Consider the following 15540-nt stretch of genomic DNA (forward strand, 5'->3'; position numbering starts at 1 on the left):
CGGGTGGGTGTGCGACGACGACCGGCATGGTCACCACCCGACGGGGTATCAACCGTGCCATGAGGGCGAGTTTCCGGCTCGGTCGGGTCGCCGGCGTGCCCGTCGGCGTCAACTGGAGCGTCCTGGTCATCTTCGCGCTGATCGCCTGGGCGCTGGCCGCGCGGCAGTTCCCGCGCGCCTACCCGGGGGAGCCGGTCTGGGCGTACGTGCTCGCCGGGCTGGCCGCCGCGGTGGTCTTCTTCGTCGGTCTGCTCGCCCACGAGGTTGCCCACGCAGTGGTGGCCAAACGGAACGGGCTGGGGGTCGAGGGCATCACGCTCTGGCTCTTCGGCGGGGTCTCCGAACTGAAGGGCGACGCGCCGAACCCGGGCGCCGAGCTGCGCATCGCCGGCATCGGGCCGCTGGTCAGTCTGATCATCGGCGTTCTCTTCGGCGGCGTCGCGGTCGCGTTGGCGCTCAGCGGAGTGCGGGGACTGCCGGTGGGCGCGCTCTCCTGGCTGGCCGGCATCAACCTCCTGCTCGCCATCTTCAACGTGCTGCCGGCCGCCCCGCTCGACGGCGGCCGGCTGCTGCGGGCGGCGGTCTGGAAGGCCACCGGCGACCGGACGCGCGCCTCGGTGGTGGCGGCCCGCGCCGGCTGGGTGCTGGGCGTGCTGCTGATCGGGCTGGGCCTCTGGCAGTTCCTGGTCGGGGCCGGTATCGGCGGGCTCTGGCTGGTGCTGATCGGCTGGTTCCTGATCGGGGCCGCGACGATGGAGGAACGGCAGGCCCGGATCGGCTCGGCGCTGCACGGCGTGCGGGTCGCCGACGTGATGACCCCGCAACCGCAGACCGCCTCGGCGACGATGACCGTCGGCGACTTCGTCGACCACTACCTCTTCGCCTACCGGCACTCGGCGCTGCCGTTGACCGAGGACGGACGGCCGATCGGCCTGGTCACCCTGGACCGGGTCCGGCACGTCGCGGCCGACCAGCGGGCGGGAACCACCCTGGCCGAGGTGGCCTGCCGGTCCGACGAGCTGGTGCTGGCCCGGCCGGAGGAGCAGTTGACCGACCTGCTCCCCCGGCTCAGCGCGTGCGCGGACGGCCGGGCGCTGGTGGTGACGGACGGACAACTGGTCGGGATCGTCTCGCCCAGCGACATCAGCCGGGCGGTGCAGCGCAGCAGCATGCGCGACCAGCTCGCCGCCCGCCGGTGACGCGGCCCGCCGGTGACGCCGCCCGCCGCTCCGGGCCGCGTCGAGCCCTGGCCCGGACAAGTCAGCCGGCGCGGACCGGTCTGCCGGCGCGGACCGGTCTGCCGGCGCGGACCGGACGGGGGCCGGGGTGACGGTCCAGCCACCACTGCGCGGCCAGCAGCGGCAGCGTCCAGCCGAGCCAGGCGGTCGCCCCGGCGATCATCCAGCTCATCAACTTCTCGTCGCCGTGGAAGGTGCTCTCCAGCTGCGGGTACAGCAGCAGGAAGAAGACCACGCCCCAGACCCGGTTCGTGATGATCGAGACGGTCAGCGCGAAGCTGCGGATCATCCACCGGCGGTGCTCGACGAACCGCCGCTGCCGGGCACGCCGCCAACCGACCACGGTGCAGATCAGCCAGAGGGGAGCCAGCACCACCCCGCTGGCCTGGGCCGCCGGCCCGAACGGCGTCACCGCCCCGAGGTAGAAGCCGATCACGCCGGCGGGGAGCACCCCGGCGAAGACGTACACCCGGCCGATCCGGCGGTGGGCGGCCGGGAAGCGTCGGCGGAACCACGGCCACACCTGGAACCAGCAGGTCAGCGTGGCGACCGAGGCGAAGAGGACGTGCGCGACCAGCAGCGGGTAGTAGAGCGGCGCGCCCTCCGGCGGCGTGACCCGCGACTGCCCCTCGTCGAGGGTGAGGTACGGGGGTAGGGAGAAGGCCACGAACAACAGCAGCACCACGCCCAGGGGCGCCATCCAGGGGCGCCGCCACCACCGGCGGGTCGAACCCGCACCCGTCCCGCTGGCCGGCGCGCGGCTGCCCGGCCGTGGACCGGGGTCCGGCCCGGACGGCGTCGGAACGGTGGGCGGGGTGGTCTGCGTCGTACCGGTCTCGGCCACGGTGGGCTCCTCGTCGACGGGGTCAGGTGCTGCTGCCGACGGTGGCCACCCACGCTGACCGGACCCGCACCGGACGCTGACCGCCACCTCAACCGCCGGGCGGACCGGCAGGCGGGTCACGGGCACGGGGGTGCCGACCGGTCAGGCGCGGAGCAGGTCCCGCAGGACGGCCCGGCCCCGGGTGTGGTCGAGCGCGGCACCCCGGGCGAAGGCGACGGCGTAACCGTCCGCACCGAGCGTCGCCCGTACCCCGTCCACCACCCGGGCCACGTCCCGGCTGGGGGTCGCCCGCAGGCCGCGTACCGCCGTGGCCACCCCGAGCAACCAGGCGGCCCGTTCGGGCATTCCGTCGTCCAGCAGCACCCCGGCCAGCCCTTCGGCCGCACCGGCGATGTCCGGCCCGTTGTGCTGGCGGAGAGCCGCGTCGAGCGCCTCCCGGTGCCGGCGGCGAGCCTCGTCGAGATCGCCGCCGGCCTGCGCCACCCGGCCGAGCGCGGTCAGCACGGCGACCCGGACCTCGCCGCCGGTCCACCCGTCCGCGACCCGGTCCAGCGCCTCGGTCTGCCGGCGGCGGGCCTCCACCAGATCGCCGGTCAGCCGGGCCACCTCGCCGAGACCCCAGGCGACCTGGGCCGCCGTCGCCGACATGCCACCGCGCCGGGCCAGGACGGCGGCCTGTCCGTACTCGACGCGGGCGGCGTCGGGGTCGCCGACGCAGAGCAGCCGCTCGGCCCGCCGGCAGTGCAGGTCCGCCACCTCCTCGTACGCGCCGAGCTGCCGGACCAGTCCCAGTGCCTCGTCGCGCAGGGCGAGGCACTCGTCGTCCGCGCCACGCCAGGCGGCGATGGTCGCCAGCCCGTCCAACGCCTGCGACACACCCCACCGGTCCCCCACCGTCCGGAAACCGGTGAGCGCCTGCCGCAGCTCCGACTCGGCCGTGTCGACGACCCCCTGGAACAGGGCGAGGAAGCCGTTGCCGAAGTGCCCGAGCGCCTGCGACCACGGGTCCGTGCCGATCAGCCGTCTGCGCCGGGGCAGTTCCGCGCCGGGCGGTCCGGCGAACTGCGCCCACAGGACGTGGAGGAACGGCTGCCGGGGCGGATGCTCCATCGTGTCGACCAGGACGGTGGCCCGTCGGACGTGGTCGGCCAGTCCGGCGCCGGAACCGCCGGAGACGGCGTACATCACGCAGAGCACGTACTCCTCGGTCAGCCCGTCGGGTGGTTCCGGACCGACCACGTGAAGCACCTGTTCCGCCAGCGGCGCGATCTCGCCACGTAGGCCGCGCAGGTACCAGTAGGCGCTCAACGCGCCGACCAGTCGCATCGCCAGGGGCGGGTCGGCGGTGACCGCCCAGCGCAGGGCCGCGTCCAGGTTGCGGTGCTCGGCGCGGAGCCGGTGCAGCCAGTCGACCTGCTCCTCCCGGCGCAGGTAACCGTCCGCCCGGCTGGCCAGGCGGAGGACGTACGTGGCGTGGGCCCGACGGAGCACGTCGTCCTCGCCGGCCTCGGCGAGCCGCTCGGCGCCGAAGCTCCGCACCGTCTCCAGCATCCGGTACCGGCCGGCGGCGTGTTCGAGCAGCGACCGGTCCACCAACGCGGCGAGCAGTTCGGCGGTGTCCGGCTCGCACCCGCGCCGGGTGGTTGCAGGGGACCCCTCCTCGGCAGAAAGCGGTAGGAGGGGTCCCCTGCAACCACAACCACAACCGCAACCACACACCTGCTCGGCGGCGGAGACGGTCGCCCCACCGGCGAAGACGGTCAGCCGGCGCAGGAGACGCCGTTCCGCGTCGCTGAGCAGGTCCCAACTCCACCGGACCACGGCGTGCAGGGTCTGGTGCCGGGGCGCGGCGGTCCGGTCGCCCCGGGACAGCAGCCGGAACCGGTCGTCCAGCCGGGCCGCCACCTCGGCCAGGGACAGGGCCCGTATCCGCACCGCCGCCAGTTCGATCGCCAGTGGCAGGCCGTCCAGCGCGGCGCAGATCCGGCGTACCGTGTCGACGGTGTCGCCGTCGAGGACGAAGTCCGGGCGTACCGCGGCGGCCCGGTCGGCGAAGAGACGCACCGCCGGGGCGGTGGCGACGGTCCCGGCCGGCACCTCCGGGGGCGGCACGGGCAGCGGGGACAGCGGGCAGAGCAGCTCCCCGGTCAGGCCGAGCGGCTCCCGGCTGGTGGCCAGGATCCGCAGGTGCGGTCCGGCGGCGAGGAGAGCGCGTACGACCGGCGCGGCGTCCGCGACCACGTGTTCGCAGTTGTCGAGCAGGAGCAGCATCCGCCGGTCCGACAGCGCGGTGACCAGGCGGTTCAGCGCCGGGTCGGCACCGCCGGCCGGCGCACCGGCATCCACCGGGCCGGCAGCGGCATCCACCGGGCCGGCGCCCACCGGGCCGGCAGCGGCACCCACCGGCCCCACGCCCGCCAGGCCGGCAGCAGCCCCCGCCGGGCCGGCACCGTCGGCTGACGCGCGGCCGGCGAGCGGGGCGGCAGGCGGGCCGGCGAGCGGGGCGCGGGTCACGCCGGGCAGGCCGAGGCCGGACTCCCGCAGGCCGAACGCGTCGAGCAGGACGGGCGCGACCCGTGCGCCGGCCGGCAGTGGGGCGAGGTCGACGAAACAGACCTCACCGTCGCGCCGGCCGGCCGTCTCGATCGCGAGCCGGGTCTTGCCGACCCCACCCGGACCGGTCACCGTGACCAACCGGCCGGCGTCGAGTAGTCCGGCCACCCGGGCCAGGTCGCCCTCCCGGCCGACGAAGCTGCTCAGCTGGGCGGGGAGCCGGGCCGACGGCGGTGCCACCGGGTCACCGCGCTCGTCGCGCAGCACCGCCAGGTGCACCGCGGCCAGCTCGGCGCAGGGCTCGACGCCGAGTTCCCCGGCGAGGGTACGACGTAGGTCGGCGTAGACCCGTAACGCCTCGGCCGACCGGCCGGCGGCGTGCAGCGCCCGCATGAGCTGTCCCCGGGGGCGTTCCCGCAGCGGGTGGGCGGCGACCACCTCGCTCAGCAGACCGATCGGCGCGTGCGGGTCCCCGGCGGCGAGCGCCGCCTCGGCGTACTCCGCCACGATGTCCAGCCGCAGCTCGGTCAGGCGCGCGACCTGAGCGGCGGCGAACGGCGCGGCGGTCACGTCGGCGAGCGGCTCGCCCCGCCAGAACGTGAGCGCCTCGCCGAGCAGCGCGACCGCCCGTGCCGGGGCTCCGGCGGTGAGGGCCTGCCGAGCGGCCCGGTCGAGCCGGGCGACCCGGTGCACGTCGACGTCCTCCGGGTCGACGGTGAGCCGGTACCCGGCCGGGTGCGCCTCGACGGTCACCTCGGTGCCGGCGGCGCGCAGCGCCCGGCGGAGCCGGGAGACCTGGGACTGCAACGCGTTCGCCGCGCCGGCCGGCGGGTGTTCGCCGTGCAGGCCGTCGATCAGGCGGTCCGCGCCGACCACCCGGCCGGGTTCGAGCAGGAGCAGGGCGAGCAGGGCCCGCAGCTGCCGCCCGCCCAGGGGCACGGCCGTCCCGTCGACGGTACGCGCCTCGACCGGACCCAGGATGCCGAAGAACACGGCCCCGATTCTGGCGTACCCGGTCCCGCCCACCGACGGCGTCAGCGGGGGAGGTAGCGGTCCAGCAGGTCGTTGCGGAACGTGCCGGTGGGGTCGGCGGCGACCATCGCCGCGACCGCGTCGGCGAACCGGGGGTACGCGGCGGCCACCGCCGCCGGGGGCAGGCCGAAGACCTTTCCCCAGTGTGGACGGGGAACGAACGGGGCCAGTCGCTCCTCGACGGCGGCCACCACCGGGGCGACCGCCCCGGCGTCGGGTATCCAGGTGAAGTGGATCGACAGGGTGTCCCGGTCGTACTGGGGGCTGAGCCAGAGCCGGTCGGCGGCGACCGTCCGCAGCTCGCAGATCTGCACCACCGCGGCGATCCGGTCGCGGACGCCGTCCAGCGCGGCCAGGGCCTCGGCCGCCGCCGTCCTCGGCAGGTGGTACTCCGACTGCAACTCCTGCCCGCTGCTCGGGGTGAAGTCGGGCCGGAAGTGCGGCAGGCGTTCGTGCCAGGGGCCGGGCACCCCGAGCTGCACGGTGCACGTGTCACCGGGCAGGCCCGGCACCGGGTGCCGGGGCGTGTCGGCCGCCGTCGCGCCGAGCCACCGGGTCGGGGGCGGTGGCTGGTCGACCAACTGCTTGTGCCACACCTGGTCGAACCCGGTGCCCCGCCAGTCGGTGAAGAGGCTGACGCTGTACGCCGAGGCGAGCGCCTCGTCCATCGCCTCGCGCGGGAGGTCCAGGTGGATGTACTGGCGGATCTCGAAGGTCGGCACCAGGGCCAGCGTGAGCCGGACGACCACCCCGTACGCGCCGAGGCCGACCACCAGGCCGGGGAAGCGGGCGTCGGTGGCGTCCACCCGGACCAGGTCACCGTCGGCGGTGACCAGTTCCAGGGCGACGACGGAGGTGGCCAGGTTGCCGTGCCGCTCACCGGAGCCGTGGGTGGCCGTGGCGACCGCCCCGGCGACCGAGATGTGCGGCAGCGAGGCCATGTTCGGCAGGGCGTACCCCTGCTCGTGCAGGCGCGCCGCGACCTCGCCGTAGCGCAGCCCGGCCGCCACGGTGGCGGTGGCCCGGACGGGGTCGATCTCGACGGTGGGCGGCAGGCCGTCCACCGCGACCAGGTCGCCGGTGGTGTCGGCGAGCCGGTTGAACGAGTGCCGGCTGCCCACCGCCCGGATCCGCCGGCTCGCCGCCACCAGTTCCCGCAGTTCGTCGACGGTGGTCGGACGGTGCCGGCGGGCCGCCGACCAGGTGACGTTGCCGGCCCAGTTCCGGGGCGGCACCCCGTTCTCCGCGGCCACCGTGTCCTCTGCCATGACCTCTCCCCTCGGTCGGCGGCGTGCCCGGCGGCACCGGGCCGGTACGCCGGGTCGCGGTCACCGTCGCCTGCGGCGGCGCGCCCGGCGGGTCTCAGACCTGCGGCATGACCTCGGCGGCGACCAGTTCCAGGTGGTCGAGGTCGGCCAGGTCCAGCGTCTGGAGGTAGATGCGCTGGCTGCCCACGCCCGCGTAGCGGCCGATCTTGTCGACGATCTCGGCCGGCGAGCCGGCGAGCCCGTTCTCGCGCAGCTCGTCCGGGTCACGGCCGATCGCCTCGGCCCGTCGCCGCACCTCCGCGTCGTTCCGCCCGCAGCACAGCACCAGCGCGTTGGACCAGCGCAGCTCCGCCGGGTCCCGGCCGATCGCGGCGCAGGCGTCGCGGACCCGGCCGAACTGCGCGGCCGTGTCGTCGACCGGCACGAAGGGCAGGTTGAACTCGTCGGCGAAGCGGGCGGCGAGTCGGGGCGTCCGCTTCGCTCCCATCCCGCCGAGCAGGACCGGCGGTCGGGGCGACTGCACCGGCTTCGGCAGGGCCGGCGAGTCGGTGAGGGTGTAGTACTTCCCGGCGAAGTCGAAGGTCTGCCCGGCCGGGGTCTGCCAGAGGCCGGTGATGACGGCGAGCTGCTCTTCCAGCCGGTCGAACCGCTCGGCGAGCGGCGGGAACGGGATGCCGTACGACTGGTGCTCCGCCTCGAACCATCCGGTGCCGACACCGAACTCGATCCGGCCGCCGCTCATCGCGTCCACCTGGGCCACCGTGATGGCGAGTGGGCCGGGCAGCCGGAAGGTGGCGGCGGTCATCAGCGTGCCGAGGCGGATCCGGCCGGTCTCCCGGGCCAGGCCGGCGAGGGTCGTCCAGGCGTCGGTGGGGCCCGGTTCCCCGCTCGCCTGACCCATCATCAGGTAGTGGTCGGAGCGGAAGAACGCGTCGTAGCCGGCGTCCTCGGCGCAGCGTGCCACGGCGAGCAACTGGTCGTAGCTGGCTCCCTGCTGGGGCTCGGTGAAGACGCGTAGTTCCATGCGCCGAGCATAGGGAACCGGCCGTCGGTCCGGCGGGCGCACCGGAGAGGGTCCCGGTGGGCGGGCGCCGGGACCGCGCCCGCCCACCGGTGTCACGACCGCGTCCGTGCCGGTTGGAACGTCCGCAGTCGCAGGCTGTTGGAGACGACGAAGACCGAGGAGAGCGCCATGGCGGCACCGGCGATCATCGGGTTGAGCATGCCCACCATGGCCAGCGGCAGGGCGCAGATGTTGTAGGCGAACGCCCAGAACAGGTTGCCCTTGATGACCCGGAGGGTGCCCCGGGAGAGGTGCAGAGCGTCCACCACCGCGAGCAGGTCCTCCCGGACCAGGGTCAGGTCCGACGCCTCGATCGCCACGTCGGTGCCGCTGCCCATCGCGATCCCCAGGTCGGCCTGGGCGAGCGCCGCCGCGTCGTTGACCCCGTCACCGACCATGGCGACCGTCCGCCCCTCGGCCTGCAACTCCTTGATGATCTGGACCTTCTCGGCGGGCAGCACGTCGGCGATGACGTCGTCGACGCCGACCTCCGCGGCCACCGCCCGGGCCACCTTCTCGTTGTCCCCGGTGAGCAGCACCGGCACCAGACGCAGGGCCTTCAGCTCGGCGACCGCCCGGGCGCTGGTCTCCCGTACGGTGTCGGCCACCACGAAGACGCCCCGGACGACACCGGCCCAACCGACCAGCACCGCGGTGCGACCGGCCGCCTCGGCCGCCTGTCGGGCCTCGTCGAGCGCGGTCGGGATCTCCAGTCCGGCCTCGGTGAGCAGCCGGGACCGCCCGACGAGGGTCGGCCGGTCGGCGACGGTGCCCCGGACGCCGAGCCCGGGGAGGTCTTCGAAGTCGGTGACCGGCAGCAGGTGCCCGGGGTCGCCGGCCCCGGCCACGATCGCCCGGGCCACCGGGTGGTCGGAGGCGGACTCCAGCGACGCGGCGACCCGCAGCACCTCGTCCCGGTCGGTGTCGGCGACCACCTCCAGCAGGCTCATCCGGCCGGTGGTGACGGTGCCGGTCTTGTCCAGCACGACGGTGTCCACCTGGCGGCTGTTCTCCAGGATCTGCGGACCCTTGATGAGCACCCCCAGTTGGGCCCCCCGGTTCGTCCCGACCAGCAGGGCGGTGGGGGTGGCCAGGCCGAGCGCGCACGGGCAGGCGATGATCAGGACGGCCACCGCGAAGGCGAAGGACGGCGATCCCATCCCGGTGCCCAGCCAGAAGCCCAACGTCCCGACGGCGAGCCCGATCACCACCGGCACGAACACCCCGGCCACCTGGTCGGCCAGTCGTTGCACCGGGGCCTTGCCCGACTGTGCCTCCTCGACGAGCTTGGCCATCTGCGCGAGCTGCGTCTCGGCCCCGACCCGGGTGGCGCGGACCACGAGCCGCCCGCTGCGGTTGACCGTCGCCCCGGCGACCTCGTCGCCCGGCACGACCTCCACCGGCACGGACTCCCCGGTGAGCATCGAGACGTCGACGGTGCCGTTGCCCTCCTCGACCACCCCGTCGGTGGCGATCTTCTCCCCGGGGCGGACCACGAACCGGTGCCCGACCACCACCCGGTCGATCGGCAGCCGGACCTCCGCCCCGTTCTGCAGGACGGTCGCCTCCTTCGCGCCCATCTGGAGCAGCGCGCGCAGCGCGTCCCCGGCGCGGCGCTTGGCGCGGGCCTCGAAGTAGCGGCCGCTCAGGATGAACATGGTCACCCCGGCGGCGACCTCCAGGTAGATGCTGGCCGCCCCGTCGGTCTGCGACACGCTGAGCGAGAACTGGTGCCGCATGCCCGGGGTGCCGGCGACGCCCAGGAAGAGCGCCCAGACCGACCAGCCGAACGCGGCCAGCGTCCCCAGCGAGACGAGGGTGTCCATGGTGGCCGCGCCGTGGCGCAGGTTGACGAAGGCGGCGCGGTGCATCGGCCAGCCGCCGTACACCACGACCGGGGCGGCCAGGGTCAGCGACAGCCACTGCCAGTAGGTGAACTGCCAGGCGGGCACCATGGCCAACGCGATCACCGGTACGGAGAGCGCGATCGACACCAGCAGCCGCTTGCGCAGGTCGTCCAGCGGATCGGCCGGCGCGACGCCGCGTTCCACCTCCTCGGGCGGCGGCGGCACCTCGGCGGTGTAGCCGGCCTTCACCACGGTGGCGATGAGGTCCGCCGGGGTGACGTCGTCGGGGAACGCCACGCTGGCCTTCTCGGTCGCGTAGTTCACCGTGGCGTGGACGCCGGGCATCCGGTTGAGCTTCTTCTCGATGCGACTCGCGCACGCCGCGCAGGTCATACCGCCGATGACCAGGTCGATCCGGTTGGCCGCAGGGGACACGTCGGGGGGCGTGGCGACGCTCATCGCGCCACCTCCACCGGATCGCCGGCCGTGGCCGGCGCGGGCAGCCGGTCGACCTGCCCCACCGACATCATCATGTCGTGGCCCTCACCGCTCTCCGCCGGGGAGCTGATCGGGCCGATGAGCCGGCCGATGATCAGCATCACCGTGAAGACCACGAGCAGGACGAGCAGGTAGGTGCCGAGTCGCCAGATCGCGTTCATGACAGATCCTCTCCGGAGCCACCGGGTCCGGCCGCCGGCCGGCGTCCGGGGCAGGACCGGCCGCCTCCGTCACCGACGTCGTCCGCATCCGTGTGCGGGGTCCACCCGCCGCCGGGCGACGCGGTTGCGGCCCCTCTCCGGTCCGGACAGATATTCATGTTCCACACTCCAGCCCAGCGGGCTCCGGTGACCGGGACGTATCGCCCCTGCCACAATCCAGCCGATCCCGACGACACGGCTCCCCCGACCAATTCCCGTTATGTTCCTAATCGATTATCCGCAGCTCGGCGCCGGTCCCGGCATCACGTACGCCGATCGCGCTGACCGGACAGAGATCCGCCGCCGCGACGACCATCGGATCTCCCTCCGGGACCACCTCTTCCACCGGCTGCGACCACCCGTCCACCAGCCGGAAGTGGTCGGGCGCGGTGGCCAGACACATTCCGGAGCCGATACACGAGGAATCGACCTCCACCTTCCACTGCCGCTCGCCCACCGCCGGCCCCTCTACCACTCGACCGGCAGTGCCGACGGACAACGCGCGATCAGCCCCGGCTTCCACGGCACTTCGTCGGCGGGCACCGCCAACCGGAGTCCCGGGAAACGCCCGATGAGTCCCTCCAGGACGAGTTGGATCTCCAGTCTCGCGATCGACGCGCCGAGGCAGTGGTGCGCACCGTGCCCGAATCCCAGGTGGGGATTGTGCGACCGGGCCAGGTCGATCTCCTCCGGATTCTCGAAGATCCGCTCGTCGCGGTCCGCCGACGCCCGCTGGAAGACCACGGTCTCGCCGGCCCGAATGGTGACCCCGGCGATCTCGACGTCCTCGATCGCCCGCCGGGGGAAACTGCCCACCGAGCGGAGCGGAATGATCCGCAACATCTCCTCGATGGCACTGGGCACCAGGCGCGGGTCGTCCCGCAGTTGGGCCCAGAGTTCGGGCTGGGCCAGCAGCAGGTAGAGCACGTTCGCGATCATGCTGAGCGACGTCTCGTGACCCGCCATGAGGATGCCGATGCCGGTGCGCAGCATCTCCGTCTCGCTGAGCCGGTCCTTCCGCTCGAACGCCTCGAGCAACGTGGTGACGAGATCCTCCCTGGGCTCCCGCCGACGCTGCTCGGCGAGTTCACCGAGGTACGCCTCCAGCTCGTTGCGCGACCGCTCGATCTCCTCCGGCGGCGCCCCGCTGGTGGCGACGAAGACGTCCGAGAACTGCCGGAACCGGTCCCGGTCCTCGTACGCGATACCGAAGAGTTCGCAGATCATCGTCACCGGCACCGGGACGGCGAGGTATTCGACCGCGTCGACCGGGGCGCCGTGCTTCGCCATCGCGTCGAGTTGCTCGTGCACCACCTCCTTGATACGCGGCGCGAGGGCGTCGATCCGACGCTTGGTGAACGCACCGGCGACGACCCGCCTGATCCGGGTGTGCTCGGGCGGATCCATCGAGAGCAGGTTTCCCTTGCGCAGGGGCAACGGGGTCACCCGGGCGGTGTCCGGCTCGGTCGCCTGCAGCGAGCTGAATCGACGGTCGGCGAGGAACTGCTTCAACTCGGTGTAGCCCGTGATCAACCAGGCCTCGCCCCCGTACGGCATACGGACCCGGGTGATCGGTTCGGTTCGGCGCAGCTCCGTGTATCGGGGGTGGAGATCGAGCTTGTTAACCGGCCCGAAAGGGTAGGTGGGCACTTCCGTGGTGTTGTCGGCCGTCATCGTACCCCTCTAGCAGCAATCAGCGGGATCGACCCGTGCCGACCCCGGCGGGAACGAGGACGAACGCGGATTGCCGATGGCCGGTCATCGTCGACCGGGTCGCGCGACGGAGCCTCCGGCCGTACGTCCCCAGGTACGGCAGCAACATACCAGTAACATCGATGATCATCCCAGGATAACAACCGCGACAGAGAGATTGTCGACATTGTCATTCCAATCACGATGGACTATTTGCCGTGATGCCGGTAGCAGCGACTTTGACCCATTGTGCCGATATTTCAGGTGCCCCTTTCGGCGATTCTCGGGCATGCTCGACCCGCCCGCGACAAGGCGAGCGTCGACTGTGGATTTCGGCGTTACATCTGACTCACCCGTGACGCGTCCGACGGCTTGCAACTCCAGTGACAGGACCGGGTCGGGCAGACGCAGAGCGGGCGGGTGTTCAGCAACGCCCGGCCGGTGTCGACGTCCGTGTCGATGCGGCCGTCGACCCCGAAGACCGTCCGGAGGACCTCGGGGGTGATCGTGCTCTCCGCCGCGCCGGTCGCCACCACCCGCCCCTCCTGGAGCACGACGACCGAGTCCGCGTAGGTCGCGGCGAGATCGAGGCTGTGCAGCGCCGCCACCGTGGTCACCCCGAGACCCCGGACCAGCTCCATCAACTCCAACTGGTGGCGGATGTCGAGATGGTTGGTCGGCTCGTCGAGCACCAGCAGTCGCGGCTCCTGCGCCAGGGCACGGGCGAGGAGGACCCGCTGCCGTTCGCCCCCGGACAACTGCCCGACCCGGCGGTGCGCCAGGTCCACCAGGCCGGTCTGTTCGAGAGCCTCCTCCACCACCCGACGGTCGACGCTGCGGAAGCGGTCGAACGTGCCCAGGTGCGGCGAGCGCCCCAGGCAGACCGTCTCGAAGACGGTGAACTCGAACCCGGAGTGCTGCTCCTGGGCCAGCACGCCGGTGCTCCGCGCCGCCTCCGCCGCGGTCATCTTCCAGACGTCACGGCCGCCGACCAGCACCGTCCCGGCGTCCGGCCGGTAGGCGCGGTAGACCGTGCGCAACAGGGAACTCTTGCCACTGCCGTTCGGTCCCACCAGCGCGGTGAACTCACCCGCCCGGGTCGACAGGCTCACCTCGTCGAGGATCCTCCGGCCGCCCCGCGTCACCGACACCCCGTCGACGGACAGGTCCATCACATCTCCTCCCCCGCCAGGCCCCGGGCCCGCATCACCAGCAGGAAGAACGGCACGCCCAGGAAGGCGGTGAGGATGCCGATCGGCAGCTCCGTCGGCGAGATCAGCATCCGGGCGGCGACGTCCGACCAGATGAGGAAGAGCGCCCCCAGCGTGACGGTCACCGGCAGCATCCGCCGGTGGTCGGCCCCGACGATCATGCGGGCCAGGTGCGGCACGATCAGACCGACGAACCCGATCCCGCCGGAGACCGCGACCACCGTGCCGGTCAGCAGCGTCACCAGGACCAACAGCTGACGCCGCAGGACGGTCGCGGAGACCCCGAGCGCCGCGCACGCCTCCTCGCCGAGCACGAGGACGTTCAGCCGGCGGCTCACCAGCATGAGCAACGCCGTGCCGACCAGCACCACCACGGCGGGAACCGCCAGCGACTCCCACCGCGCTCCGGAGAGGCCGCCGAGCAACCAGAAGATGATCTGCTGCTGGACGGCCGCGCTCTCCGAACGGGTCAGCAGGAAGGAGGTCACCCCACCGAGCAGGTGCGCGCAGGCCACCCCCACGAGCACCAGCCGCAGGGGCAGCAGTCGGCCGTGCTGCCGCGCCAGGACCAGCACCACCGCCATGGCGCCCGCCGCCCCGAGGAAGGCCGCCGTGGGCAGCGTCAGGGCGCCCAGCACGGCCAGGCCGGTGGTCAGCACGACCACCGCGCCGACCGACGCGCCCGAGGACAACCCGAGCAGGTACGGGTCGGCGATCGGGTTGCGGACCACGCTCTGCACCACCGCGCCGGAGAGCGCGAGTCCCGCGCCGACCACCGCACCGAGCAGCACCCGGGGGAACCGGATCCGCCAGACGATCAGATCCGAGGTCGACGTGCTGTCGCCGCCACCGCTCAGGTGGTGCAGGAGGATCCGGCCCCCCTCGTCGGGGGGCACCCGGACCGGCCCGATCCCGGTCGCCGCGACCAGCGACACCAGCAGCATCACGAGCAGTCCGCCGAGCACCACGGCGTACGGCACGCGGTCCGGGCGTCGGGGGATCCGCCGCTTGTCCCCGGCGTCGGGGACGGCGCGGACCTCCGCGACCGTCACGGCTGCCCCGTCCACAGCCCGGCCGCGAGCTGCTCCAGACCGTCGAGGTTCAGTGGTGTGGGAAACGAGACCAGGAACTGCGAGGTGCCGACGACACGTCCCTGCTTGACCGCGCTCGTGTTGGCCAGCAGCGGGTTCGCCTTGACCTGCCGCAGCAGTTCGTCGCCCTTGACCTTGGCGAACGGGTAGTCACTGATCACCCAGATGACCTGCGGGTCCCGCTTGAGCACCTCCTCCGGTGAGACGTCCGCGTGCATGGACGTCACGTCGGTGAAGGCGTTCTGCCCGCCCGCCGCCTCGATGAGGGCGTGGGCGATGGTCACCGTGCCCGAGGTCTTCAGCGGCTGACCGGCGACCGGGTTGTCCTGGAGGATCAGCACCCGTGGCCGGTCCGAGCCCCGCTTCGCGGCGACCGCCTGCTCCCTGGCGCGCAGTTCCCCGATCACCTGCTCGGCCCGCTCCTCCACCTGGAACACCCGCCCGAGGCGGGTGAGGAAGTCGTACGTCGAGGTGAGACTCGCCGGCCCGCCGTTCTTCTCGTCCCCCAGGCAGGCGGACAGGCCCTTGGCCCGCATCGTCTCCAGGTCGGCGTCGCTGGGGCTGCCGGGCGCCTGGCCGAAGGTGGAGAAACCGGTCAGTACGAGGTCCGGGGTGGCGGCGGCCACCACCTCGGTGGTCGCCACGGTCCGCCCGAGCACGCGCAGCTTCTCCAGCTCGCCCCGGAAGGGCTGCTGGTCGGCGCCGAACGGGGCGGGATAGCCCGTTCCCACGATGCGGTCGGTCAGTCCCAGCCGTGCCATGGCCTGGGCGGCGTAACCGTCCACGGTGACCACCCGGCGCGGTGACGCGGGGACCGCCACGTCCCTGCCCTGGCAGTCCTTGATGGTCACCGTGCTGTTCGCGCTGTTGTCGGTGGCCGAGCCGGCGTCACCGCAACCGGTCAGCACCACGACGCCGCTCATCATGACGGCGAGCCAGGGGGCGGTCCTGGGGGACCGGCGCGGCCGGTCGGCACCGGATGGCCGAGACCGACGCGTCCGTC

Annotated in this window: 12 protein-coding genes; 1 reads left to right on the forward strand and 11 read right to left on the reverse strand. The window is 73.2% G+C overall.

Going from position 1 to position 15540, the window contains the following annotated elements; all coding sequences use genetic code 11:
* The first annotated feature begins 59 nt into the window (after positions 1-59).
* Entirely contained in the window at positions 60-1199 is a 1140-nt protein-coding gene (locus QSK20_RS03125) for a site-2 protease family protein (RefSeq protein WP_285786999.1), read from the forward strand.
* A 61-nt stretch (positions 1200-1260) separates the two neighbouring features.
* Here QSK20_RS03125 and QSK20_RS03130 read toward each other — a convergent pair whose 3' ends face one another.
* The 11 genes from QSK20_RS03130 to QSK20_RS03180 form a co-directional block, all read right to left on the reverse strand.
* Entirely contained in the window at positions 1261-2082 is an 822-nt protein-coding gene (locus QSK20_RS03130; protein WP_285787000.1) for a DUF2306 domain-containing protein, read from the reverse strand.
* A gap of 141 nt (positions 2083-2223) precedes the next feature.
* A complete protein-coding gene (locus QSK20_RS03135; protein ID WP_285787001.1) occupies positions 2224-5628 on the reverse strand; it encodes an AfsR/SARP family transcriptional regulator in 3405 nt (1134 codons plus the stop codon).
* 41 nt (positions 5629-5669) lie between these two features.
* Positions 5670-6935, reverse strand: coding sequence for an FAD-binding protein (locus tag QSK20_RS03140; RefSeq protein ID WP_285787002.1), 1266 nt, complete (start codon positions 6933-6935; stop codon positions 5670-5672).
* Between the two features lie 94 nt (positions 6936-7029).
* Positions 7030-7959 carry an LLM class F420-dependent oxidoreductase gene (locus tag QSK20_RS03145; protein ID WP_285787003.1) on the reverse strand — a complete coding sequence of 310 codons (930 nt, stop codon included), beginning with the start codon at positions 7957-7959 and terminating at the stop codon, positions 7030-7032.
* A gap of 92 nt (positions 7960-8051) precedes the next feature.
* On the reverse strand, positions 8052-10304 hold the full coding sequence (locus tag QSK20_RS03150; protein WP_285787004.1) for a heavy metal translocating P-type ATPase: 2253 nt from the start codon (positions 10302-10304) through the stop codon (positions 8052-8054).
* Positions 10301-10504, reverse strand: coding sequence for a hypothetical protein (locus QSK20_RS03155; RefSeq protein WP_285787005.1), 204 nt, complete (start codon positions 10502-10504; stop codon positions 10301-10303). The genes QSK20_RS03150 and QSK20_RS03155 overlap by 4 nt, the downstream gene beginning before the upstream one ends.
* A gap of 265 nt (positions 10505-10769) precedes the next feature.
* The gene (locus QSK20_RS03160) at positions 10770-11000 is read right to left on the reverse strand and encodes a ferredoxin (protein ID WP_285787006.1); all 231 of its coding nucleotides are present in this window, start codon (positions 10998-11000) and stop codon (positions 10770-10772) included.
* Between the two features lie 11 nt (positions 11001-11011).
* Positions 11012-12217: a cytochrome P450 gene (locus QSK20_RS03165; protein WP_285787007.1), complete on the reverse strand. Its 1206-nt coding sequence runs from the start codon at positions 12215-12217 to the stop codon at positions 11012-11014.
* Between the two features lie 356 nt (positions 12218-12573).
* Entirely contained in the window at positions 12574-13407 is an 834-nt protein-coding gene (locus tag QSK20_RS03170; protein ID WP_285787008.1) for an ABC transporter ATP-binding protein, read from the reverse strand.
* Positions 13407-14498 carry a FecCD family ABC transporter permease gene (locus QSK20_RS03175; RefSeq protein ID WP_285787009.1) on the reverse strand — a complete coding sequence of 364 codons (1092 nt, stop codon included), beginning with the start codon at positions 14496-14498 and terminating at the stop codon, positions 13407-13409. The genes QSK20_RS03170 and QSK20_RS03175 overlap by 1 nt, the downstream gene beginning before the upstream one ends.
* Entirely contained in the window at positions 14495-15463 is a 969-nt protein-coding gene (locus QSK20_RS03180) for an ABC transporter substrate-binding protein (RefSeq protein ID WP_285787010.1), read from the reverse strand. The genes QSK20_RS03175 and QSK20_RS03180 overlap by 4 nt, the downstream gene beginning before the upstream one ends.
* Positions 15464-15540: the final 77 nt, after the last annotated feature.

Source organism: Micromonospora sp. NBRC 101691 (assembly GCF_030269285.1).
Taxonomy (GTDB): Bacteria; Actinomycetota; Actinomycetes; order Mycobacteriales; family Micromonosporaceae; genus Micromonospora; species Micromonospora echinospora.

Coding starts and splice junctions, on each gene's coding strand:
- QSK20_RS03165 (WP_285787007.1), bottom strand. CDS start 12,217: ATGACGGCCGACAACACCACGGAAGTGCCCACCTACCCTTTCGGGCCG.
- QSK20_RS03155 (WP_285787005.1), bottom strand. CDS start 10,504: ATGAACGCGATCTGGCGACTCGGCACCTACCTGCTCGTCCTGCTCGTG.
- QSK20_RS03170 (WP_285787008.1), bottom strand. CDS start 13,407: ATGGACCTGTCCGTCGACGGGGTGTCGGTGACGCGGGGCGGCCGGAGG.
- QSK20_RS03150 (WP_285787004.1), bottom strand. CDS start 10,304: ATGAGCGTCGCCACGCCCCCCGACGTGTCCCCTGCGGCCAACCGGATC.
- QSK20_RS03125 (WP_285786999.1), top strand. CDS start 60: ATGAGGGCGAGTTTCCGGCTCGGTCGGGTCGCCGGCGTGCCCGTCGGC.
- QSK20_RS03145 (WP_285787003.1), bottom strand. CDS start 7,959: ATGGAACTACGCGTCTTCACCGAGCCCCAGCAGGGAGCCAGCTACGAC.
- QSK20_RS03180 (WP_285787010.1), bottom strand. CDS start 15,463: ATGATGAGCGGCGTCGTGGTGCTGACCGGTTGCGGTGACGCCGGCTCG.
- QSK20_RS03140 (WP_285787002.1), bottom strand. CDS start 6,935: ATGGCAGAGGACACGGTGGCCGCGGAGAACGGGGTGCCGCCCCGGAAC.